Origin of the sequence: Lutibacter sp. A64 (genome assembly GCF_022429565.1) — a bacterium.
Taxonomy (GTDB): Bacteria; Bacteroidota; Bacteroidia; order Flavobacteriales; family Flavobacteriaceae; genus Lutibacter.
This window is the reverse complement of the sequence record NZ_CP092487.1, coordinates 715,001-738,631: the sequence shown is the minus strand read 5'-3', so window position 1 is coordinate 738,631 and position 23,631 is coordinate 715,001. Positions and strand designations below refer to the sequence as shown.

Genomic DNA, 23,631 nt, shown 5'->3' with positions numbered 1-23,631 from the left:
TTTGTTAATTAATGGTAAAATTTAATTATTTTTTTCGAACTTTCATATTTAGGGCTTCAACACCTAATGAAAATGCAATTGCAAAATATAAGTATCCTTTTGGTATGGCACCAACTGGTTTATTAAAAACTTCTAAATGCGATAAATGAGCTCCTTCTGTAATTAACATAAACCCTATTAAAATTAAAAATGACAATGCTAACATTTGTATTGTTGGGTTTTTATTTACAAATTCACCAACTGGTGTTGCAAAAATCATCATTATCAATATTGAAATTACTACAGCTGCAATCATTATTATTAATGCTCCAGGTACACCATTAGTCATACCCACAGCGGTTAAAACAGAGTCGAAAGAGAAAACCATATCAATCATAACAATTTGAAAAATAACACTTCCAAAAGAGCTTTTAACAACACTTTTTACGGTCTTTTCTTCTACTTTGTCTTCAACGCCTTCTACTTTATGGTGAATTTCTTTTGTACTTTTATACAGTAAAAATATACCTCCTAATATTAAAATTACACTTTGCCCTGTTATACCTCCTTTTAGCCAATTTAAATCGAACGTAAAGAAAGGTGCTTTCATAGAAATAAGATAAGAAACACCTAACAGTAAAAATATTCTAAATATAAGCGCTAATAAAAGTCCTAACCTGGTTGCTTTTTTAATTTTATCTTTTGGTAATTTACCTGCTGTTATTGATATAAAAATAATATTATCAATACCTAAAATAATTTCTAAAAAAGTTAAAGTCAGCAGAGCTATCCATGCATCTGCTTGTAAAAATATTTCCATGATTTATTCTAATATTTTAAAAATCTCTCCTTTTTGAACATAATTAGAATACCCAATAACAGCTTCAAACTCGTACGAATCATCTTCAACATTTGTTATTTTTACATGAATTGGATCTTCATCTATTGCTGTTTTTGGATGCAACATTTTTAAGGTATAATTAAAATTGTTTTTCCAAGAAATTGATAAGGTGTCTACTCTATCTTCATATTTTTCAATTTGTAAAGAATCTTGCCTTATAATAATTGTTTTTTCATACCCTTTTCCCGCTGGAATTTCAAAAGTTCCAGATTTAAAACGGTCTGCTTTTAAAGGTTCAGTATTACAGCTAATTATAGCTGTTAAAAATATTAATAGTGCAATTTTTTTCATTAAAATGTATTTATATACCTGTATAATTACTTGGTGTTATAGCTTTTAATTCAGTTTTAATTTCATTAGAAACATCTAAACCATCAATAAAATCTGCCATAGATTTTTGTGTAATTTTTTCATTTGTTCTTGTTAAACCTTTTAAAGCTTCATACGGATTTTGGTATGCTTCTCTTCTTAATATTGTTTGAATTGCTTCTGCAACAACAGCCCAATGATTTTCTAAATCTTGCGCAAATTTTTCTTTATTAATTAATAACTTGTTCAATCCTTTTAACGTAGAAGTGAAGGCAATAATTGTATGAGCAAATGGAACTCCTACATTTCTTAAAACTGTAGAGTCTGTTAAATCACGTTGTAAACGAGAAATTGGAAGTTTTGCAGATAAATGTTCAAAAAGTGCATTTGCAATTCCTAAGTTACCTTCAGAATTTTCAAAATCTATAGGGTTTACTTTATGAGGCATTGCCGATGAACCTACTTCTCCTTTTTTAATTTTTTGCTTAAAATAATCCATAGAAATGTATGTCCAAATATCTCTATTAAAATCAATTAAAATAGTATTTATACGCTTTTGAGCATCAAAAATACCAGCTAAATGATCGTAATGTTCTATTTGTGTAGTTGGAAAAGAATGGTGTAACCCCAAAACTTTTTCAACAAAATGAGTACCAAATGCTTTCCAATCTATTGTTGGATAAGCAACTTTATGTGCGTTAAAATTACCTGTTGCTCCACCAAATTTAGCTGCATAAGGTACATTTTGTAATTGCTTTATTTGTTGCTCTATACGTTCTACAAATACTAGTATTTCCTTTCCTAAACGTGTAGGTGAAGCTGGTTGACCGTGTGTACGTGCTAACATTGGTACATCTTCCCAAGCTACTGCTAATTGTCTTAGTTTTTCTAAAAGAATTGCAAGTTCTGGGTAGTAAACTATATCAAATGCATCATTAATTGATAATGGAGTAGCTGTATTATTAATATCTTGCGATGTTAATCCAAAATGTATAAACTCTTTATATTTGTGAAGATTTAACGCATCAAATTTTTCCTTAATAAAATATTCAACAGCTTTTACATCGTGATTTGTAATACTTTCAATATCTTTTATTTTTTGTGCATCTTCTGAAGTAAAATCTATATAAATACTTCTTAATTGTTCAAAAAGTTCACTATTAAAATCAGCTAATTGTGGCAAAGGAATTTCGCACAATGCTATAAAATACTCAATTTCTACTTTAACTCTATATTTTATCAGCGCTTCTTCCGAAAAAAAAGGTGCTAAATTTGCTACTTTACTTCTATATCTTCCATCTATTGGAGATATTGCGTTTAAACTTGTTAATGCCATCTTTTAGTTTTGTGTTGAAAAATGCAAAATTAATGAAATAAAGCTACATTTTGAAATTTTATTGCTTGTTTATCAAGCCTAAAGTAATCTTTCCTCTAGCTTTATATGCTGCACTTTCTTTAGTTATATTTTGCTGTAATATTAATTGTAGTTCTGGGTGTACCCAATCGTAGTTTTTTCCTAGTAAAAACAAAGTCGTCATAGTGTAAGCTTTTACCGCAACTTTATGTTGGCTAATCATCCAATCGAAACCGGCCTCAATAATTCTATCAATCTGTTTTTTTGTTAGAGTTTCTTTAACAATTGAATTATTTTTAGATGTATAAGCTTTTGCTATAAACCCACATATTTTAGCTGCTGGGCGCACAGCGCTTCCAAAATAAAGTTTTCCAATATTTAATGTAAATTCTTCTAAATACGGAGCTATCCAATCTAATTTTTCGGTAAGCACATATTCTAAAACCCAAGCTGCTTTAACCGATAACTTATTATCTACTTCAAAAACAATTTCTATTAAGAATTTAAGTAATTCAGGATTTTCTAAAACTAAATTACTTACTTGCAACCTATTTACTCTTAAAGCAGGTCCTAAATTATTTAACTGTTGTAATAAAAAGTTTTTTGTCAAATTAAATTATTTATAAATTTTAAACTCACATATAATTAGTTACTTTTCAGATTCTTTATCTTTCTTTTTAGGAGATAACTTATACAATAAATACACAAATCCTACGATTATATGTAGTATCACAACAATCATTATTGTGTAAAACCAAAAATTTGAAATTGCCATAATTTAGTTTTGTGCTAAATTTATGAAAAGAAAACAATACCTTTATTTTTTAAATGAAAAAAAATGAAAAAAACACTTTTAATAATTCTTGTAGTTGTAGTTGTAATTCAATTTATAAGACCTAAAAAAAATATTTCTAATGAAGTAATAAATGATATTACTACTGTACTTACAGTTCCAGAAGATGTTCAAGAAATAATTAAAATATCGTGTGCCGATTGCCATTCAAACAATACAAATTATCCTTGGTATAGTGAAATTGCTCCAATTTCTTGGTATTTAGCATCACATGTTAATGATGGTAAAAAACATTTAAATTTTTCTGAATGGGCTACCTATAACAAACATCAAAAAGAGCACATTATTAAAGATTTAAAAAAGGAATTAAAATCTAAAAAAATGCCTTTAAATAGTTATTTATGGATGCATAAAGATGCTGTAGTTTCTGCAGATCAATATAAAATACTTTTAGATTGGGTAAATACACTTAAAGCTGAATAAAATAATGAGAGTTAAAGTTTATTACGTTTTAATAACCTGCTTATTTTTTCTTTATAACGTTTCTACTAATGCGCAAGAAAAAATAAATAAATTCGATTTAAACGGAAAAAGAGATGGTATTTGGAAAAAATATTATCCTAATAACAACATCAGATACCAAGGTACTTTTAAAGCCGGAAAAGAAGTTGGCGTATTTAAATATTATGATATTACAAATGCTACACAACCTACAATTATTAAAACATTTAAACCAAACAGTTCACTCGCTACCGTTAATTTTTATACCGTTAAAGGAATTTTAAAAAGCACTGGCACTATGGATGGTAAAAAAAGAATTGGAACTTGGTTGTATTATTATCCAAATGGAAAAACCTTAATGATTGAAGAAAACTACAAAAATAATGAGTTAGAAGGCAGCTATAAAAGCTATTATAGAACAGGAAAAATATCTGAACTTCTAAATTATACTTCAGGTAAATTAAATGGAAATATAAAACGCTATGCAGATAATGGTGTATTGCTAGAGGATTTAAATTATATAAATGGAAACCTAAATGGACCTGCAATATACTACGCTGGTAACGGAAAAATAATTTCTTCAGGGAATTATAAAAATAATGAAAGAGTTGGAACCTGGGTAGTTAATGAAGAAGACATACAAAAAAAATCTAATAATTTAAAACAATAACTCTATATTGCACAAAATTTAAAATGAATTTTAGGCTAGTAAAAAACAATAATTAATTAAAACTTTTAATATTGGATATCTCAAAAATTTTTTCGAACAACAAAAAATGGATTGCTAAAAGACTTAAAAATGATGAAGATTATTTTACAAATTTAGCAAAAGGTCAAAGTCCTGAAATATTATATATCGGCTGTTCAGATAGCAGAGTAACCGCAGAAGATCTAATGGGAATGCGCCCAGGAGAAGTTTTTGTACATAGAAATATTGCAAATATGGTTCCTAATACAGACTTAAGCGCAATGTCTGTAATAAATTATGCCGTTAGCCATTTAAAAGTAAAACACGTTGTAGTTTGTGGGCATTATTCTTGTGGAGGTGTTAAAGCAGCTATGCAATCTGAAGATTTAGGTATTTTAAATCCTTGGTTAAGAAACATTAGAGATGTTTATAGACTACACCATACCGAATTAGATTTAATTACAGATGAAACAAAAAAATACAATAGACTGGTTGAATTAAATGTTCAAGAACAATGTGTAAATGTTTTAAAAACTTCTGATGTACAAAAAGCTATTCTAGAAAATCGTGTTGCTGTTCACGGTTGGGTTTGGGATATTCATTCGGGTAAATTAGTAGATTTAGAAATAGATTTCGACAAAATATTAAAAGATATTAGAGGTATTTACCACCTTTCAATTGAAAAAAATAGTTAATTATTTTTAATTTCTAAAAATTAAAAAGCTGTTTAAAAATTAAAAAATCATCAGAAAAAGATTCTGAAACAAGTCTAGAATGACGATTTTTCAAAGATTTTTAAACAGCTTTTTTTGTATAATTATATTTCCTTAAACAAAAAACTTGACAATAAATAGCACAGCTATAACAATCATAATAGGTGTTATTTCTTTATATTTTCCTGTAAGTAATTTTAATAAAACATAAGACAACATCCCAAATACTATACCTTCAGCAATACTATATGTTAAAGGCATCATTATAATTGTAAAAAATGCTGGAATTGCTTCTGTAAAATCTTTTAAATCAATTTTCATTATTGGAGAAATCATAAACAACCCTACAATTATTAAAGCTGGAGCCGTTGCTGCGTCTGGAATTATCATAAACAATGGTGCAAAAAACAATGAAAGAGCAAACATACCTGCAACTGTTAAAGCAGTCATTCCTGTTTTTCCTCCTTCAGCAACACCTGCTGCACTTTCCACATAAGTAGTTACTGTTGAAGTTCCTAAAATTGCTCCTATAAAAGTACCTATGGAGTCTGCAAATAATGCTTGTTTAACTCTTGGTACATTTCCGTCTTTATCTAACATTCCAGATTTTGAAGACACACCTATTAACGTTCCAACAGTATCAAACATATCTACAAACAAGAATGTAAATAATACAATTAACATATCTATTGTAAATATTTGTGAAAAATCAAATTTGAAAAATATTGGCTCAATAGATGGAGGCAAACTAACAAATGTAAAGTTTTCTGGAATTACAGTAACGCCAACAAATAAACCTAAAATAGTTGAAGCTAAAATTCCAATTAAAATAGCTCCTTTTATTTTTCTAGTTAATAAAACACCAATAATTAAAACACCAGCCATACCTACTAAAACAGCAGGATTTTTCATATCTCCTAAACTTACTAAAGTTGCTGGATTATCAACTACTAAACCTGTACCTTTTAAACCTATAAAAGCAATAAATAACCCAATACCAACTGAAACTGCATGTTTTAAATTTAAAGGAATAGAATTAACTATTAACTCTCGAATGTTAAATACGGTTAATATTATAAAAATAATACCTTCTAAAAATACTGCTGTTAAGGCAAACTCCCAAGAATAGCCCATTCCAAGTACTACTGTAAATGCAAAAAACGCATTTAATCCCATACCTGGCGCTAAGGCAAAAGGTAATTTAGCAACCAAAGCCATTACTAAAGTTGCAATAACTGCAGACAATGCGGTTGCAGTAAAAACTGCATCTTTATCCATTCCTGCTTCACTTAAAATTCCAGGATTTACAGCCAAAATATATACCATTGTCATAAACGTGGTAATTCCAGCAATAATTTCTGTTTTTAAAGTTGATTTATTTTCTGTTATTTTAAAAAATTTATCTAACATAATTATAGTTTATATATTCCATTTAATAGCTAAAGTTGGTCTTCCTTTTATTGCATCACTCCCACCAGCAAAATTTGATGAAATCTCTAATTCCCCTCCTACAGAAAATGTTTTATTTAAATGATACCATAATTGTGGTTCTGCTAAAAACACAGTATTATCAGACAAACCATTTTCTGTCCATAAATCTGCAAATCCTGTAAATGTTAATCTATCAGCTATTACATTCCAATACCAAGTTCCTGTTACCTGAAAATTCCCTTCTCCATCAGCTCCAGTAAATGCTTTATAACCTGCGTATGTAGAAAATCCCCACTTAGCATTTCCTTTACTATAATTAGCCCCAAAAATCCAAGCTTCTGGAATTGTAAAACTATTTGTATGTCCCGCATTGTATTCAACATGTAAACCAACTGGCATTTTTTCAGTTTTAAGCACACGGGCAATTTCATAATATGCATTACTTGTACCTGTTGCAGAATCGTAATCAAAATCTACAAACGTAAAAGTATTACCATATTTGTCCATTTTAAAAAGTTCAAAAGTAGTAGTAAGGTGTCCTCTTTCAAAATCGTTATGCAGTTGAAAGTTTTGTGAAGTAACAATTGTTGTTACTAAAATTGCAAAAAGAAAGGTTAATTTTTTCATTGTTGAATACTATTTATGGTTAATTAAAATTAAATGTCAAAAATACGCTTTAAAACCATTGATAATTCATTTGTTAAAATTCAATTATTAACACTTAATTAACTATTTATAACCAGATTAAATAATAATTAGACAAATATTCTATTGATTTATACACTATTCAATAAAAATATTTTTAAAAAATAAAAACTAACAACCTATAATCTGTATTGAATATTAGCAGATTAGCACCTTTTAAAACAATAATTTTATTATTTATTAATATAATTTATGTTCAAAAAAAAATTAAAGAAAACATAAAAGAAATCGCTCATTTAAAAAAAGTATTGCTAATTTTATACTATTAGCTGTGTAAAATTATTAAATTTGCATTTTAATTATTTATCGAAATGCAAAAAGATTTTATTCCAAAATTGTTTTCACTTTTAAAACAAGGAATATCTAAAGAGACTTTAATAAAAGACATTCTATCAGGTTTAATTGTTGGTATTGTAGCACTTCCTTTAGCAATTGCATTTGCAATAGCTTCAGGTGTTTCTCCAGAAAAAGGTATAATAACAGCAGTTATTGCCGGACTTATAATTTCAATTTTTGGAGGTAGTAGGGTTCAAATAGGCGGGCCAACTGGTGCTTTTATTGTAATTGTTTATGGTATTGTTCAAGAATATGGTGTAAACGGACTTACAATTGCAACTTTTATGGCAGGTTTTATTATTATTATAATGGGCTTTGCTAAATTAGGAAATTACTTAAAATTTATTCCTTACTCACTCATTGTGGGTTTTACAAGTGGAATTGCACTTATTATTTTTTCATCTCAAATAAATGATTTTTTAGGACTTAATATTTCAAATGTTCCGGCTGATTTTATAGATAAATGGATCGCTTATTTTAATAATTTTAACAATATTAATTGGTATGCAATTGTAATAGCTACAGTAACTATTTTAATTACACTCTATTTTCAAAAATTAATACCTAAAATACCGGGTTCTATTATAGCTATTTTACTTGCCACACTTGTAGTACAATATTTTAATATTCCTGTTGCAACTATTGAAAGTAATTATGGTGAAATTCCAAGTAGCATAAGTATGCCTTCAATTCCAAAAGTAGATTTTGAAATTATAAAAGCCCTTATACAACCGGCATTTGCAATTGCCATTTTAGGAAGTATAGAATCGTTACTTTCAGCTGTAGTTTCAGACTCTATGATTGGTGGTAAACATCGTTCAAATATGGAATTAATAGCTCAGGGAGCTGCAAATGCTTTTGGAGCTCTTTTTGGTGGAATTCCAGCAACTGGTGCTATTGCCAGAACTGCTACTAACGTAAAAAATGGTGGTAGAACTCCAATTGCAGGTATTGTACATGCTTTAGCATTGCTCGCAATTATGTTATTATTTGCTCCTTATGCAAAACTAATTCCAATGTCGTGTTTAGCAGGTATTTTAATTGTTGTAGCTTATCATATGAGCGAATGGAGACAATTTAAATCCATTTTAAAAGGAAATAAAACGGATGTTATTATTTTACTAACCACGTTCTTTTTAACTGTTATTTTTGATTTAATTATAGCTATTGAAATTGGAATTGTACTTGCTAGTCTTATGTTTATGAAAAGAATGAGTGAATCTATTCATATTAAAAATATTACTTCTGAAAATAGAACAGGTGAACATCTTTTTGATGAAGAATTATCTGACTTACCTAAAGAGGTACTGCTTTACGAAATAAATGGTCCTTTATTTTTTGGTGCCGCAAGGCAATTTCAAGAAACAATTACTGCCTTTAACAAGGATTACAAAGTTATTATTTTGAGAATGCGCTATGTTCCTATGATTGATGCTACAGGTTTTCAAAGTTTAAAAGAAATTATTAAAACTTTTAAAGAAGAAGATATTTTAATAATATTATCAGGTATTAGCCCTGAATTAAGAGCTGATTTTAGAAAAAATGATATCTATTCGGTTATTGAAAGAAAATATATTGTTACCAATATAACTATGGCAATTTCAAGAGCTAAAAAATATTTAAATATAGAAGATTAGGCAACTTTTCAAACAATTTTCAACATATAACTATAGGCTAATGCAATACAAATAGCCAGTCCAAAACTTAATAGAGTTCCTTTTAAGATATATTGATTTTAATACACTAAAACAATGAATATCGGATATAAACCCAATAACAACGCATTAAAACTATTGGTTTCCAAAAGCTGTTAAAACCAAGTTTCTGCTTCCGCCATTATCTCTATGTTCACACAAATAAATTCCTTGCCAAATACCTAAATTCAACTTTCCATTGGTTATCGGAATCTGAATTGAACAACCTAATAAAGAATTTTTTATATGTGCTGGCATATCATCAGCTCCTTCATACGTATGAATGTAATAAGGCATATTTTCTGGAACCATTTTATTAAAATGACTTTCAAAATCAGTTCTAACGGTTGGATCCGCATTTTCATTTATAGTTAAACTTGCAGAAGTGTGTTTAATAAAAACTTGTAATTGTCCTATTGAAATTTGTTTCAACTCTGGAAATGCTTTTATAATATCGGAAGTAATTAAATGAAACCCTCTTTTAAATGGTTTTAAATTTATATTTTTTTGATAAAATTTCATATACAATAATATATTAATGATACCTGAACAAGTGTTACAAATAGATGTAACTACTAATACTTACACCTTATTTTTAATAAATAATGGCTTAATTATATAAACAACAGCTATTTATTGAACATATTTTGTTTTTCTTATAAAGAAAAGTAAAACAAACGAAATTAAAAAGAAAACTGCTAAAAACAGTACGCTCCATTGCATTGAACCTGTTAAAGAAACCAATAACCCAAATATAAGCATACCAAAAACAATGGCTATTTTCTCAGTAACATCGTAAAAACTAAAATAAGTTGCATGGTCTGTTGTATCTGGTAATAATTTAGAATATGTTGATCTTGATAAAGATTGTATAGCTCCCATTACTAATCCGATAAGAGCTCCTAATCCATAAAAATATAAATTAATATTTTCTTGAGATTTATCTAACAAAAAAGCAATAAAACAAACAATTGTCCATATTAAAACAGTGACTTTTAAAGTTGAAATATTCCCAATTTTGTCTGATAATCTAGAAAACACAAAAGCGCCAACAATACCAACAATTTGTACCACTAGAATAACTGCAATTAGATCTAAGGTAGGTAATCCTAATTCTTTGCTACCAAAAATACCAGCCATTAAAATAATTGTTTGTACACCTACACTATACATAAAAAATGAGCTTAAAAACAATTTTAATTCTGGATGTTGTTTTAACTCCTTAGCTACTACTTTTAATTCGTGTAAACCTTTCCAAATAAAATCTTTTTTAGGCTTTCTATTATACACATTATTTGGAAGTTTAGCATAGGTTATTTGAGCAAAACCAAACCACCAAACACCAACTATTAAAAAAGTTAATCGAGATGCAAAACCTGCGTTTGGCAATCCAAATAATTCAGGTTTATTAATCATTACCAAACTTAATAACAATAATAAAATAGAGCCTGAATATCCAAAAATAAATCCTTTTGCACTTACATCATCTTGCTGTTCGGGATGTGCAACTTCAGGTAAATAAGCATTATAAAAAACAATACTTCCCCAAAAACCAATACTTGCTAATATTGTAAATACAATACCTACCCATAAACTTGCTTCATCTTTAAAAAAGAACAAGCTCATAACAGATAGTGATCCTAATAAACAAAATGCTTTTAAAAATTTTAATTTATTGCCTGTATAATCGGCAATACCAGATAAAATTGGTGAAATAAATGCTACAATTAAAAATGAAAAAGCTAATGTATAATCGTACAAGGTAGTTGGATTCCATTGTGTGCCTAAAAAAGTAATTTCTCTTTCAACATTTGCAAAAGACTCTGTTAAACTACTGTAATAAATTGGAAAAACAGCAGTACTAATTACTAAAGAATATACCGAATTTGCCCAATCGTAAAACGCCCAAGCATTTATAAGCTTTTTATCACCTTTTTGTAACATATATTATTTTTAATAAAAAAACCGCTCCTAGATTAGAAACGGCTTACAATATACTATAAATATTTATTTCAATTAATTATTAACAAATTAATCTATACTGTACTGTTTTGCCAACTCTACAGCAGTTGGTAAATAAGCTCTCAAATTTGCAATTCTAGATTCGTTAGACGGGTGCGTACTTAAAAATTCTGGAGGTGCACTACCACTCTCAGCGCGTTCACTCATTCTAATCCATACATTAATTGCTTCTTCAGGATTGTATCCAGCCATAATCATAAATACCATTCCTAACTTATCGGCTTCAGTTTCATGCGTTCTACTATAAGCTAGCATTCCTACTTGTGAGCCAACACCATAAATTGTATTCCACAATTGTTGTGTTTTTGGATCTTTATTATTAGTTCCAATCGCTACTGCAATGCCTCCTAATTGTTGCCCGTAAGCACTAGTCATACGTTCTTGTCCGTGTTTTGCAAAAGCATGAGCCACTTCGTGCCCCATAACTGCCGCAATTCCATCTGTATTAGCACAAATTGGTATAATTCCTGTATAAAATACCACTTTTCCTCCTGGCATACACCAAGCATTTACCGTTTCGTCTTCTATTAAATTAAATTCCCAACGGTAGCTATCAGCTTCGCTAACCATATTATTAGCTCTCATAAATTTATCTACAGCTTTTGATATTCTAGCTCCTACAGATTGTACTTCATTTGTCAATGCTAAATCAGTAGAAATTTTATTTTCTTGTAAAAAACCTTCATATTGAGCAAAACTTGAAGGCAATATTTCAGCATCGCTAACAAAATTAACACGCTTTCTTCCAGTTATAGGAACTGTACTACAACTTATTACAAAAAGTAATACTAAGGTTAAGGAAATAATTTTTTTCATTTTTCATCTTTTTTAATTGTTATTTTTTGCTTAAAGTAACAAATTCTATCTTTACCAACAAATTTGAAACATTCATGAAGCAAAATAAACCTAATACTCCAACTAAAGCAAAAAATATTCCAAAAATTCCAAGGTCTGTAATAATACCTGGAAAAATATTGCAATCTATTGCTCCTTCACTTGCTACTAAGTATGCTATAAAGCTATTTACAACACCAATAACGTATAAAACACCAGAGCGTGAGCAAACTATGGCTAAAAGTGCAAAAAAGAAAATGATTTTAATTCCTGAATTAAATAAAAAAATAATGGTGTACACTTACGGCTATTCAAAAAGAAAAGTTTTATTGGTACACGGTTGGTCTGGTAGAGGTACTCAAATGTATAAAATTGCTGATAAATTATTGGAAAATGGCTTTATGACTATCAGTTTTGATGCTCCTGCACATGGAGAATCTGAAGGTAAATCAACTATGATGACCGAATTTATTACTGCTTCAAATTATATTGAAAAAAAATATGGCCCTTTTGAATATGCCATAGGGCATTCTTTAGGTGGAATGACCGTTTTAAATAATATTAAACAAGGTTTAACTGTTAAAAAAGCAATAATTATTGGTGCTGGTGATATTATTACAGATATTTTTAATGTATTTGTAAGTAAAATAGAACTGAAGCAAAAAATAGTCCCTAAAATGAAAGGCTATTTTTTAAAAAAATTTGGTGAAGATGTTGATAATTATTCTGCAAGTTTAGCCGCAAAAGAGGTTAAAATTCCTACTTTAATAATACACGATGAAGAAGATAGAGAAGTTCCTGTAAGTTGTGCACATAATATTCGTCGAAATACAGAACAAGGTGAACTTTTAATAACAAAAAGATTAGGACATACCCGTATATTAAAAGATGATTTTGTTATAGACACTATTCTAAAATTTATAAAAAGAAATACTTAAAATGAAAAAACTATTGTTATTTTTAGTTACAGTAACTTGTTGTATTACTACTAATTATTCTCAAGAAAAAAAAGAAAAAATTATGATTAAGAAAATTAAAAAAACTGAAGAACAATGGAAAAAAGAACTAACACCTCAAGAGTATTATGTGTTACGAGAAAAAGGTACAGATAGACCAAGTGAAGAGGGTTTAACTTCACACTTTGAAAAAGGAACCTACCATTGCGCAGCTTGTAATTTACAACTTTTTGAATCTAACAGTAAATACGAATCGCATTGTGGTTGGCCTTCTTTTGATGATGCTATTGATGGAACTATTGTCTCTATTAAAGATACAAGCCATGGTATGATAAGAACTGAAATTATTTGTGCTGCTTGCGACGGACATATTGGTCATGTTTTTGATGATGGTCCTAAAGAAACTACCGGGCAACGTTATTGCGTAAATACTTCTTCAATAAAATTTGTAAAGGCGGATAAATAAGTCTTAAAAAATACACTAAAAAAAGCTGTTTGATTAAGGTTTAGACCTTTCAAACAGCTTTTTTAAATATATAGAAAGTTATTTTAGTTCAATTCTGACAAAATATTTTTAGGAATTTCAATTTTATCACTATACATTTTCCAAAGTTTAAATCCACCAGCAACATTAACAATGTTTTTAATATTATTGTGATTTAGAATAAGCTCAGCTAAATAACCTCTTAATCCTCTTTGACAAAAAATAATGATTGGTTTATTTAATATTTTTATTTTTCCAATATTATTTCTAATTTCATCTAAAGGAAAATTTAATGCGTTTGGAATAGTTCCATTTTCGTATTCTTCAACCGTCCTAACATCTATTAACGTATATTCTTTTAATTTATCCTCACTTAAAAAATTGCTTAATTCTTCAACAGAAACTTGTGTACTTTTATTGTTCAAAATATTTTCTGTAACAAAACAAGTAACTACAACTGGATCTTTTGCTGGAGAAAACGGTGGAGCATACGCTAAATCTAACTGTGCTAAATCTGTAATTTTTAATTTTGCATAAATTGCAGTACTTAAAACATCTACACGCTTATCTACTCCAACTTCGCCAAATAATTCTGCTCCTAAGATTTCTTCGGTTTCTGAATTATAATAAATTTCTGTAATTAAATCTTTTTGATTTGGATAATACCCCGGAGTTGCACCAGCAATTGTAAGTACAGTTTTAAAAGGTATTTTTAGTGCTTGTAAAGCTTTTGGATTCATCCCCGTACGAGCTAATGTATAATCAAACACTTTTACTATAGCCGTTTTATACGCTCCTTTAAATTGAATATCTTGTCCAACCGCATTTGCACCTGCTGCTCTACCCGCTTTGTTAGAGTGCGTTCCTAATGGGAAATAATCATAATTACCAGTTTGCAAATTTTTGATTGCAACATTATCACCTGCAGCAAAAACATCTTTTATAGATGTTTCCATACGTTCATTTACTTTTAAAGCTCCGTTGCCAATATGTTCGGCTCCGTTTTCAAGCAATAAATCTGTATTTGGCTTAATACCAACACTTAAAATAACAAAATCTGTTTTAACGGTGTTACCGTCTTTCATTTTAATTTCATCAATTTTCCAATTTTCATCTAATTTAAATTCTGAAACCAAACTAGACGTTAACACCTCAATTCCTTTTTCTTTTAAAACTGTTTCAGCAAAATTCCCGAATTTTTGTTGCCACATATTTAAAACTTGATTGTCACCTTCAATTAATGTAACTTCTTTTCCAGCATCTTTCAAGTTTTCAGCAACTTCAATACCAATTAATCCAGCTCCAACTACAGTAATATGTTTTGAGTCTGAAGCTAAACCTTCTTTGGTAATTTTATCAAAATCAATCATACTTCTACAAGTAGACCAATTAGTAGCTTTTTCAATATTTTTTATTGGAGGTACAATAGATTTTGCACCCGTAGCAAAAACCAAGGTATCGTAACTATAATCTCCTTTTTTTGAATACACAACTTTATTAGTAGTATCTATTTTTACAATTTCTTCATTTAAACGAACATCAATATTAAAACGAGTTCTTAGTAATTCTGGTTCAACTACAATTAAATTACTTCTATCTTCAATAACACCAGAAAAAGCATAAGGCATTCCACAAGTAGCATAACTAATATTTGCTCCTTTTTCAAATAAAACTATCTCTGCAGTCTCATCTTCTCTTCTTGCTTTCGCAGCTGCTGACGGTCCAGCTGACAAGCCTCCAATTACTATTATTTTTTTCATTTTATATTATTATGTTTGTACAAATTTTTAACTTTTTTTTAAAACAGAACGTAATTAATATTACTATTTCGTTTACGTGATTATTGTTACCTTTTACTTTAAATTTAATGTTTAAAACTACTTTTTACATTTAGTTGTCCAAACAATTATAGTATTCAGTTTTAATTTAAAAAGATCTTAAAATTAATATGATTACTAGAATTTAATAATATCCTTTACAAAACATAAAATGAGCTTTATAAAAATTGATTTTTATTGATTTTTGTTATCTTTGCAATTCTAAAAAATTGATGCAAGAATATGTTTAATAATTTAAGTGATAAATTAGATAAAGCCCTTCATGTACTAAAAGGTCATGGAAAAATTACAGAAGTAAATGTTGCCGAAACTTTAAAAGAAGTAAGAAGAGCACTTTTAGATGCAGATGTTAACTTTAAAATAGCCAAAAACTTTACAAATACTGTTAAAGAAAAAGCTTTAGGACAAGATGTACTAACATCTTTAAACCCAGGGCAATTAATGGTTAAACTTGTTAAAGATGAGTTAACTGAATTAATGGGTGGAGAAACTGTAGGAATTAACCTTTCAGGTACACCAACCGTTATTCTAATGTCTGGTTTACAAGGTTCTGGTAAAACTACTTTCTCTGGAAAATTGGCAAATTACTTAAAAACTAAAAAAACTAAAAATGTTTTATTAGTTGGGTGTGATGTTTACAGACCAGCCGCTATAAATCAATTACAAGTTGTTGGAGAACAAATTGGAGTTGAAGTTTATGCCGAAGTTGGTAATCAAAACCCTGTTGAAATTTCTTTAAATGCACTTAAACATGCAAAAGAAACTGGTAAAAATGTTGTAATTATAGATACCGCTGGTCGTTTAGCTGTTGATGAAGCTATGATGACTGAAATTTCTAACATTCATAAAGCTGTAAATCCACAAGAAACTTTATTTGTGGTAGATTCTATGACTGGGCAAGATGCCGTAAATACTGCAAAAGCTTTTAATGATATTTTAAATTTTGAAGGTGTTGTTCTTACAAAATTAGATGGTGATACACGTGGTGGGGCTGCTTTATCTATAAAAACTGTTGTTAATAAACCTATTAAATTTATTGGTACTGGTGAAAAAATGGAAGCCATTGATGTTTTCTATCCAGATCGTATGGCAGATAGAATTTTGGGAATGGGAGATGTTGTTTCTTTAGTAGAACGCGCCCAAGAACAATACGATGAAGAAGAAGCAAGAAAAATTCAAAAGAAAATTGCCAAAGATCAGTTTGGTTTTGATGACTTCTTGAAACAAATTCAGCAAATCAAGAAAATGGGTAACATGAAAGATTTGATGGGAATGATACCTGGTGCTGGAAAAATGATGAAAGATGTAGATATTGATGATGATGCTTTTAAAGGAATTGAAGCTATTATTCACTCTATGACACCTGGTGAAAGAACAGAACCAAAAACTATAAATGCTTCAAGAAAAAAACGTATTGCAAAAGGCTCTGGAACTAGTATACAAGAAGTAAATCAATTGCTAAAACAATTTACTCAAATGAGTAAAATGATGAAAATGATGCAAGGTGGCGGCGGCAGACAAATGATGCAAATGATGAAAGGAATGGGGAAATAATTGCTAAGGTGAACATAAAATGTTTGCCTTTTTTTATAAATATTTTAAAAAGTACATAATGATTTTACTCGATGGAAAAAAAACATCTGCAGATTTAAAAATTGAAATAGCTGAATCTGTAAAAGAATTAAAAGCTAAAGGTCAAAAAACACCTCATTTAGCAGCTATTTTAGTAGGAACAGACGGTGCTAGTATGACGTATGTAAATGCCAAAGTAAAGGCTTGTGAACTTGTTGGCTTTAATTCTACTTTAATTGATTTACCTGAAAAAACTTCTGAAGCAACATTATTACAAGAAATTGACGCTCTTAACAATAACGATGATATTGATGGTTTTATAGTACAATTACCATTGCCAAAACATATTGATGAACAAAAAGTTTTAATGGCTGTAAATCCAGATAAAGATGTTGATGGTTTTCATCCAACAAATGTTGGTAAAATGACTTTAGATTTACCTTCATTTTTACCTGCAACTCCTTTTGGTATATTAGAATTATTAGAACGTTATAAAGTAGAAACTTCTGGGAAACATGTGGTAGTTATTGGTAGAAGCCACATTGTAGGTCGTCCAATGAGTATATTAATGAGTCAAAAAAGACCAGCTGGAAATGCTACAGTTACTGTTGCTCACAGTAGAACAAAAAACCTAAAAGAACTTTGCCTTCAAGCTGATATAATTGTTGCTGCTTTGGGTATTCCAGAATTTTTAACTGGCGATATGGTTAAAGACGGTGTTACAATTATTGATGTTGGTATTACACGTGTTAAAGATGCTTCAAAAAAACGCGGTTACCGTTTAGCTGGCGATGTTCATTTTGAAAGCGTTAGTCCTAAATCTGCTTTTATAACACCTGTTCCAGGTGGTGTTGGTCCAATGACAATTGCAATGCTAATGAAAAATACATTATTAGCGTGTAAGCGTAAAAACTAACTAATTACAATCTTAAAAAGGTTTCAAATATTTGAAACCTTTTTTTATTGCTCTCGGTTTACCAAGTCCATTGAAAATGCTGGTAGACAAACTGCAATATATTCACAAGCTTCATCAAAAGGATTTGAATATTGAACTCTTGTTCCTTTTAAAATTTTAATAGATTGACCAGCTTCTAAAACAAGCACCTCTCCATCTATATTAAATTGTTTTTTTCCTTTAATAATATAGGTATATTCATCAAATTTGGGAGTTTGAAAAGGCTCACTCCATTTTGCTGGAGCAATCATTCTGGCAATACTTAATTCTGAAACAATACTAGCTAGGCCAAAATGTTCTTCAATTAATTTACCGTCTGTTGTTGGTACTATAAAAGGCGCTTTTTGTATGTTATATTTTTTCATTTAAATAAATTTTATTTAACATTTTTAGTTTTTTGCTAATATAGCACACTATTTTTTATTTTATTATCGATTAAAAATACAAAAATTACAATAAAAATTGTAAATTAGTAAGAGCGATTTCATAGCTATTTATAGTATAAATTTTTAAATCTAAAAAAATGAAAATTACATTTTTAGGAGGAGCTGAAACAGTTACTGGATCAAAAATTTTACTAGAAATTAATTACAAAAAAATATTAATTGATTGTGGTTTATTTCAAGGTTTAAAAGAATTACGTCTTAAAAACTGGGATAAATTCCCCGTAGATTTAAATGAATTAGACATTGTTTTTCTTACGCATGCACATTTAGACCATTCTGGATATTTACCAGTTTTAATAAAAAATGGTTATAAAGGTGCTATTTATTGTACTGAAGCAACTAAAGATTTAACCAAAATAATTTTATTAGATAGTGGAAAAATTCAAGAAGAAGATGCTAAACGGCAAAATAAATACAATTATACAAAACATAAACCTGCCAAACCTTTATATGATATAGAAGATGCAAAAGCTACTATTTCACACCTTAAAACTTTCGAATTAAATAAGTGGCATAACCTTGATGATGAAATTCAATTTAAATTTCTAAATAGCGGGCATATTTTAGGAAGTGCTATTATTTTAATAAAAGTAAATAAAAAAATAATTGCTTTTTCAGGTGATTTAGGAAGAAAATCTCCCATTATATTACCACAATTTGAATATATTGAAAAAGCAGACTATTTAGTTGTTGAATCTACTTATGGAAATAGAATACATAAAAAAGTTTCAATTATAGATAATCTTCTTAAATATATAGAACATACATATTCAAAAAAAGGAATTTTAATAATTCCAACATTTTCTGTTGAAAGAGCTCAAGAAATTATATACTTATTAAGTATTTTAAAACGTGAAAAAAAACTACCAAACATTCCAATTTATTTAGATAGCCCAATGGGAGTTAACGCTACTGAAGTTTATTTTAAACATAAAAACATTCATAATTTAACCGAAAGTGATATAAAAAGTATGTTACAAACGGTTCAATTAATTAGTGATGTTAGTGCTTCAAAAGCTGTAGTAAATGATAATGCACCTAAAATTGTATTAGCTGGTAGTGGAATGCTTACTGGTGGAAGAGTTTTACATTATTTAGATAAATATATTGAAGATAAAAAAAATAGTATTTTAATTGTAGGATTTCAAGCCGAAGGAACCAGAGGAAAAGCGCTATTATCTGGTGACTCTGAAATTAAATTTTTTGGTAAATACTATAAAATAAATGCTGAAATATTAAAAATAAATGCATTTTCTGGTCATGCAGATCAATCTGAATTATTAGATTGGTTAAAACATTTTAAAACAGCTCCAAATTTAACTTTTATAAATCATGGTGAACCACACCAAAGTCAAGCTTTAAAAGTAAAATTAAAAACAGATTTAAATTGGAATTGTACAGTTGCTAAAATGAATAAAACCTATTATTTAGCCTAATTAAACCAAATAGTAAAGTATTTAATTTTTGCAATATCTGGAATTTGATCAATAGAAACTTCTTCTCTACTAAAAGTACTTAATCCCAATTCTTTTTTATCAATTGAAATAGTTGCATTCAATTCATCTATAAATAATGTTGCAGATGTTAAAGTGGTTTCAACTTTATCTATTATATAATTTTCATTTATATCTTTAAATGTAGATTTTAATGAAATTCCTTTTTCCGTTAAATATCTTGGATCAAAAATTTGAATACTTCTTATTTTTGATAAAGAATCATTTTGATTGGATGGAACAATTTCTAATATTTTTTTCCCTTCTTTTGAAAAAATAACATATTCTTCTTTATCAAGTGAAAATATTTTATCATCTGAAGATTCAATTTCTTCCGGAGAATTAGAAGCAATAGAATCATTCTCAAAAATTGTCCTTAATTCTAAAATAGTAGTTTGCCTATTTAAAGAACCTACATTTCCTTTTTCAATTAGAAACTCATTTTTTTTCCCACATTGAATAAATACTAATGAAATTAATACTATAAAACAATTTTTTAACAATGACATAATTTAATTACAATTTTATATAATTTATATAACGTTAAATTCTCTAATGGGTTAGATTATATAACGCGTTTTAATATTCCTAAAACTCCTCTTATAAAAGTAGCACTTGTAACTACTTTTAATATAGGGTTCATTCGTGTACTTTTACTTGTTGATTTTGATAATTTAGATGCTTTTTTCTTTTGTTCTTCAACAGCTTCTTTCTTATTAATAGCTTCAATTTTCTCATTTAAAATTTCATAAGCACTTTCTCTATCAATTGTCTCATTATACTTATAATATAGCCTTGAAGTATCTATTAATTGTTTCAATTCAGCATCAGTTAATACATCCATTCTACTCATTGGGGCACGCATTAATGTAGCTGCTAGCGGAGTAGGGATTCCTTTTTCATTTAAAACAGAAACAAAAGCTTCTCCAATACCTAATTGGGTTAAAGTTTCATCAACATCATAATAATCAGAATCCGGATAATTTTCTGAAGCTAATTTAATAGCTTTTCTATCTTTAGCTGTAAATGCTCTTAATGCATGCTGAACTTTTAAACCTAACTGTGCCAAAACTTCTTCTGGTACATCTTTTGGATTTTGTGTAACAAAAAACAAACCAATACCTTTAGAACGTATTAATTTTACAATACTTTCTATTTGAGATAATAATGCTTTTGAAGCTTCTTTAAAAATTAAATGGGCTTCGTCTATAAATATTACCAATTCAGGTTTTCCACTATCTCCTTGCTCTGGAAATGTAGAATATACTTCAGCTAATAATTGCAGCATAAAAGTAGAAAACAATTTTGGTTTATCTTGTATATCTGTTAAACGCAATATTGAAATCATTCCATTCCCTTCAGTATCTGTTCTTACTAAATCTTTTACATCAAAAGAACGTTCACCAAAAAACAAATCACCTCCTTGCTGCTCAATTTCAACAATTTTTCTTAAAATTGCTCCTGTACTTGCTGTTGAAATTCTACCATATTCAGCCTGAATTTCTTCTTTACCTTCAGCAGTAACATATTGCAATATTTTTTTAAAATCTTTTAAATCTAATAAAGGTAACTTATTATCGTCACAATATTTAAAAATAATTGAAACAATTCCACTTTGAGTTTCTGTTAAATCCAAAATTCTCGATAATAAAACAGGCCCAAACTCTGAAATGGTTGCTCTTAATTTAACACCATCTTGTTCTGAAATTGATAATATTTCTACAGGAAATCTTTTAGACTCAAAAGGCAATCCAATAGCAGCATGTCTTTCATCAATTTTTTTATGCCCAGGACTTGGCATTGCCAACCCACTTAAATCTCCTTTAATATCCATTAAAAGTACAGGAATTCCTTTTTCTGATAAATTTTCAGCCATTACTTGTAACGACTTTGTTTTACCTGTTCCGGTTGCTCCGGCAATAAGTCCGTGTCTATTTAATGTTTTTAATGGTACTTTTACAAAGGCATCTTTAATTGTTTCACCATCTAGTATTGCTGAACCAAACGTAATATAATCTCCTTTGGTAGCATATCCTTCTGTAATATGATTAAAAAAAGCTTCTTTTCTATCCATCTTAAAAATTTCGATAAAAATAAGATTTAAAACTCAAATTAAAAATTTCAATAGAAATTATATTCTATTTATTTATTGTTCGTGTTTATGTCTATATTTGCAGCATGATAAATGAAGAAATACAACAACAAATAAATTCCGGTAAAATGTTACCTTTAATGGAACAATTTTATACAATTCAAGGTGAAGGTTTTCATACAGGAAAAGCCGCTTACTTTATAAGAATTGGTGGTTGCGATGTTGGCTGTCATTGGTGCGATGTTAAAGAGAGTTGGAATGCAAGTTTACACCCACCAACAAGTACTGACTCTATTATTGAAAATGCTAAAAAACACGCAAATACAGTTGTTGTTACTGGTGGAGAACCACTTATGTGGAGTTTAGACTATATTACCTCAAAATTACAATCGCTAAGCATTAAAACACATATAGAAACTTCTGGAGCGTATCCATTATCTGGAAATTGGGATTGGATTTGTTTATCTCCTAAAAAAACAAAACTTCCTCTAGAAGGCATTTATAAAGAAGCTCATGAGTTAAAAGTTATTGTTTCTAACAATCACGATTTTAAATTTGCTGAAGAACAAGCTGCAAAAGTTAAGAACACTTGCGAGCTCTATTTACAACCTGAATGGAGTAAAAGAGAAAAAATGATGCCTTTAATAGTAGATTTTGTTATGAAATATCCTAAATGGAAAATTTCTTTACAAACTCATAAATATTTAAATATACCTTAAAGACTTTTTAGTTTTTCTTGAACAATTAAATAAATTTTATCAAACTGCTCTTCTAACGTTAAATTAGAATTATCAATTTCAATAGCATTTGTAGCCTTAATTAATGGTGAATCTTCGCGTGTAGAATCAATATGATCTCTATATTCAACATTTTTAAGTATTTCTTCAAATGAAACACTATCTCCTCGTTTAATTAGCTCATTATAGCGTCTAATAGCTCTTTTTTCTGCTGAAGCATTCATAAATAACTTTAATTCGGCATTAGGAAAAACAACAGTTCCAATATCTCTTCCATCCATTATAACTCCTTTATCTTTTCCCATTAATTGTTGTTGTTCTACAAGTTTTTTTCGTACTTCAGAAATTTCTGCAACTTTACTAACCAATTTAGAAACTTCTAAAGTTCTAATTTCATGCTCAACGTTTTTTCCATTCAAATACATTTCTCCATAACCAACAGACTCATTAAATATGAATTTTAAATTAATCTTATTTAAATCATTAATAAGTAATTCTGGTTTAAATTCAGATTCAGAAATATAATTATGATGCATCGCATACAAGGTAACAGCCCTATACATCGCACCTGAATCTACATAACTATAAGCTAAAATTTTAGCTAATTGTTTAGCAATAGTACTTTTACCCGTAGAAGAAAAACCATCAATGGCTATAGTAATTTTATTCAATTTTATTTAATTTAAATTTATAAGAAGACTAAATGTACTAACGTTAGAAGCTGGGTGGTATTTTGTAAATGCATAATTAAATTTTAGTTTATTCATTTTTAAACCAAAACCAGCAGTAAAACCAGAA

25 protein-coding genes (1 of these 25 running past the window's edge) are annotated in these 23,631 nt (G+C 28.8%); 10 read left to right on the top strand and 15 right to left on the bottom strand.

Going from position 1 to position 23,631, the window contains the following annotated elements; genetic code table 11:
* Window positions 1–25: 25 nt before the first annotated feature.
* Genes MKD41_RS02900 through MKD41_RS02885 form a run of 4 tightly spaced genes read right to left on the bottom strand, consistent with a single transcriptional unit; the run spans window position 26 to window position 3,153 of the window.
* Window positions 26–799, bottom strand: coding sequence for a TerC family protein (locus MKD41_RS02900; protein WP_240243947.1), 774 nt, complete (start codon window positions 797–799; stop codon window positions 26–28).
* Between the two features lie 3 nt (window positions 800–802).
* On the bottom strand, window positions 803–1,171 hold the full coding sequence (locus tag MKD41_RS02895) for a hypothetical protein (protein WP_240243946.1): 369 nt from the start codon (window positions 1,169–1,171) through the stop codon (window positions 803–805).
* A 10-nt stretch (window positions 1,172–1,181) separates the two neighbouring features.
* Window positions 1,182–2,525 carry an adenylosuccinate lyase gene (gene purB / locus MKD41_RS02890; protein WP_240243945.1) on the bottom strand — a complete coding sequence of 448 codons (1,344 nt, stop codon included), beginning with the start codon at window positions 2,523–2,525 and terminating at the stop codon, window positions 1,182–1,184.
* A gap of 58 nt (window positions 2,526–2,583) precedes the next feature.
* Window positions 2,584–3,153, bottom strand: a complete 570-nt coding sequence (locus tag MKD41_RS02885; RefSeq protein ID WP_240243944.1) for an adenylosuccinate lyase — start codon at window positions 3,151–3,153, stop codon at window positions 2,584–2,586.
* Window positions 3,154–3,381: 228 nt separating this feature from the next.
* Between MKD41_RS02885 and MKD41_RS02880 the strand changes: the two genes are divergently transcribed.
* The 3 genes from MKD41_RS02880 to MKD41_RS02870 all read left to right on the top strand — a co-directional run bounded on the left by MKD41_RS02880 (window position 3,382) and on the right by MKD41_RS02870 (window position 5,220).
* Complete coding sequence (locus MKD41_RS02880; RefSeq protein ID WP_240243943.1) at window positions 3,382–3,819, top strand: heme-binding domain-containing protein; 438 nt, start codon at window positions 3,382–3,384, stop codon at window positions 3,817–3,819.
* 4 nt (window positions 3,820–3,823) lie between these two features.
* Window positions 3,824–4,507, top strand: a complete 684-nt coding sequence (locus MKD41_RS02875) for a toxin-antitoxin system YwqK family antitoxin (RefSeq protein WP_240243942.1) — start codon at window positions 3,824–3,826, stop codon at window positions 4,505–4,507.
* 71 nt (window positions 4,508–4,578) lie between these two features.
* The gene (locus MKD41_RS02870; RefSeq protein WP_240243941.1) at window positions 4,579–5,220 is read left to right on the top strand and encodes a carbonic anhydrase; all 642 of its coding nucleotides are present in this window, start codon (window positions 4,579–4,581) and stop codon (window positions 5,218–5,220) included.
* A gap of 132 nt (window positions 5,221–5,352) precedes the next feature.
* Here the strand turns inward: MKD41_RS02870 and MKD41_RS02865 are convergent, their stop codons facing one another.
* Both MKD41_RS02865 and MKD41_RS02860 read right to left on the bottom strand, forming a co-directional pair.
* On the bottom strand, window positions 5,353–6,648 hold the full coding sequence (locus tag MKD41_RS02865) for an NCS2 family permease (protein ID WP_240243940.1): 1,296 nt from the start codon (window positions 6,646–6,648) through the stop codon (window positions 5,353–5,355).
* Window positions 6,649–6,657: 9 nt separating this feature from the next.
* Window positions 6,658–7,296: a DUF5020 family protein gene (locus tag MKD41_RS02860; RefSeq protein WP_240243939.1), complete on the bottom strand. Its 639-nt coding sequence runs from the start codon at window positions 7,294–7,296 to the stop codon at window positions 6,658–6,660.
* 389 nt (window positions 7,297–7,685) lie between these two features.
* On the opposite strand from MKD41_RS02860, the gene MKD41_RS02855 reads away from it, so the two are divergent.
* Window positions 7,686–9,347, top strand: coding sequence for a SulP family inorganic anion transporter (locus MKD41_RS02855; protein WP_240243938.1), 1,662 nt, complete (start codon window positions 7,686–7,688; stop codon window positions 9,345–9,347).
* Window positions 9,348–9,500: 153 nt separating this feature from the next.
* On the opposite strand, the gene MKD41_RS02850 is transcribed toward MKD41_RS02855, so the two are convergent.
* From MKD41_RS02850 to MKD41_RS02840, 3 genes are all read right to left on the bottom strand, one after another.
* Window positions 9,501–9,926: a secondary thiamine-phosphate synthase enzyme YjbQ gene (locus tag MKD41_RS02850; protein WP_240243937.1), complete on the bottom strand. Its 426-nt coding sequence runs from the start codon at window positions 9,924–9,926 to the stop codon at window positions 9,501–9,503.
* A 111-nt stretch (window positions 9,927–10,037) separates the two neighbouring features.
* Window positions 10,038–11,348 (bottom strand): MFS transporter, encoded by a 1,311-nt coding sequence (locus MKD41_RS02845; RefSeq protein ID WP_240243936.1) that lies wholly within the window; start codon window positions 11,346–11,348, stop codon window positions 10,038–10,040.
* Between the two features lie 87 nt (window positions 11,349–11,435).
* Window positions 11,436–12,242: a M48 family metallopeptidase gene (locus MKD41_RS02840; protein ID WP_240243935.1), complete on the bottom strand. Its 807-nt coding sequence runs from the start codon at window positions 12,240–12,242 to the stop codon at window positions 11,436–11,438.
* A gap of 74 nt (window positions 12,243–12,316) precedes the next feature.
* Between MKD41_RS02840 and MKD41_RS02835 the strand changes: the two genes are divergently transcribed.
* Together MKD41_RS02835 and msrB are read left to right on the top strand one after the other, a co-directional pair.
* The gene (locus tag MKD41_RS02835; RefSeq protein WP_240243934.1) at window positions 12,317–13,198 is read left to right on the top strand and encodes an alpha/beta hydrolase; all 882 of its coding nucleotides are present in this window, start codon (window positions 12,317–12,319) and stop codon (window positions 13,196–13,198) included.
* A gap of 1 nt (window position 13,199) precedes the next feature.
* The gene (gene msrB, locus MKD41_RS02830) at window positions 13,200–13,682 is read left to right on the top strand and encodes a peptide-methionine (R)-S-oxide reductase MsrB (RefSeq protein ID WP_240243933.1); all 483 of its coding nucleotides are present in this window, start codon (window positions 13,200–13,202) and stop codon (window positions 13,680–13,682) included.
* 83 nt (window positions 13,683–13,765) lie between these two features.
* On the opposite strand, the gene MKD41_RS02825 is transcribed toward msrB, so the two are convergent.
* On the bottom strand, window positions 13,766–15,460 hold the full coding sequence (locus MKD41_RS02825) for an FAD-dependent oxidoreductase (protein ID WP_240243932.1): 1,695 nt from the start codon (window positions 15,458–15,460) through the stop codon (window positions 13,766–13,768).
* Between the two features lie 300 nt (window positions 15,461–15,760).
* Between MKD41_RS02825 and ffh the strand changes: the two genes are divergently transcribed.
* A complete protein-coding gene (gene ffh, locus MKD41_RS02820) occupies window positions 15,761–17,092 on the top strand; it encodes a signal recognition particle protein (protein WP_240243931.1) in 1,332 nt (443 codons plus the stop codon).
* Between the two features lie 58 nt (window positions 17,093–17,150).
* On the top strand, window positions 17,151–18,026 hold the full coding sequence (locus MKD41_RS02815; protein WP_240243930.1) for a bifunctional 5,10-methylenetetrahydrofolate dehydrogenase/5,10-methenyltetrahydrofolate cyclohydrolase: 876 nt from the start codon (window positions 17,151–17,153) through the stop codon (window positions 18,024–18,026).
* A gap of 44 nt (window positions 18,027–18,070) precedes the next feature.
* On the opposite strand, the gene MKD41_RS02810 is transcribed toward MKD41_RS02815, so the two are convergent.
* A complete protein-coding gene (locus MKD41_RS02810) occupies window positions 18,071–18,430 on the bottom strand; it encodes a cupin domain-containing protein (RefSeq protein ID WP_240243929.1) in 360 nt (119 codons plus the stop codon).
* Between the two features lie 158 nt (window positions 18,431–18,588).
* Here MKD41_RS02810 and MKD41_RS02805 point away from each other — a divergent pair, with 158 nt between their 5' ends.
* Window positions 18,589–19,947, top strand: coding sequence for an MBL fold metallo-hydrolase RNA specificity domain-containing protein (locus MKD41_RS02805; protein WP_240243928.1), 1,359 nt, complete (start codon window positions 18,589–18,591; stop codon window positions 19,945–19,947).
* Here MKD41_RS02805 and MKD41_RS02800 read toward each other — a convergent pair.
* Window positions 19,944–20,513 (bottom strand): hypothetical protein, encoded by a 570-nt coding sequence (locus tag MKD41_RS02800; protein ID WP_240243927.1) that lies wholly within the window; start codon window positions 20,511–20,513, stop codon window positions 19,944–19,946. The two genes, MKD41_RS02805 and MKD41_RS02800, sit on opposite strands and share 4 nt — an antisense overlap.
* Window positions 20,514–20,569: 56 nt before the next feature.
* On the bottom strand, window positions 20,570–22,078 hold the full coding sequence (locus MKD41_RS02795; protein ID WP_240243926.1) for a helicase HerA-like domain-containing protein: 1,509 nt from the start codon (window positions 22,076–22,078) through the stop codon (window positions 20,570–20,572).
* A gap of 104 nt (window positions 22,079–22,182) precedes the next feature.
* Between MKD41_RS02795 and MKD41_RS02790 the strand changes: the two genes are divergently transcribed.
* Window positions 22,183–22,815: a 7-carboxy-7-deazaguanine synthase QueE gene (locus tag MKD41_RS02790; protein WP_240243925.1), complete on the top strand. Its 633-nt coding sequence runs from the start codon at window positions 22,183–22,185 to the stop codon at window positions 22,813–22,815.
* On the opposite strand, the gene cmk is transcribed toward MKD41_RS02790, so the two are convergent.
* Together cmk and porQ are read right to left on the bottom strand one after the other, a co-directional pair.
* Entirely contained in the window at window positions 22,812–23,504 is a 693-nt protein-coding gene (cmk, locus tag MKD41_RS02785) for a (d)CMP kinase (protein ID WP_240243924.1), read from the bottom strand. The genes MKD41_RS02790 and cmk overlap by 4 nt on opposite strands.
* A gap of 6 nt (window positions 23,505–23,510) precedes the next feature.
* Window positions 23,511–23,631, bottom strand: partial view of a type IX secretion system protein PorQ gene (gene porQ / locus MKD41_RS02780; protein WP_240243923.1) — the 3' end only. Its footprint extends 890 nt past the window's final position; the window shows 121 of its 1,011 coding nt (coding positions 891–1,011); its start codon lies beyond the right edge, outside the window; it ends in the stop codon at window positions 23,511–23,513.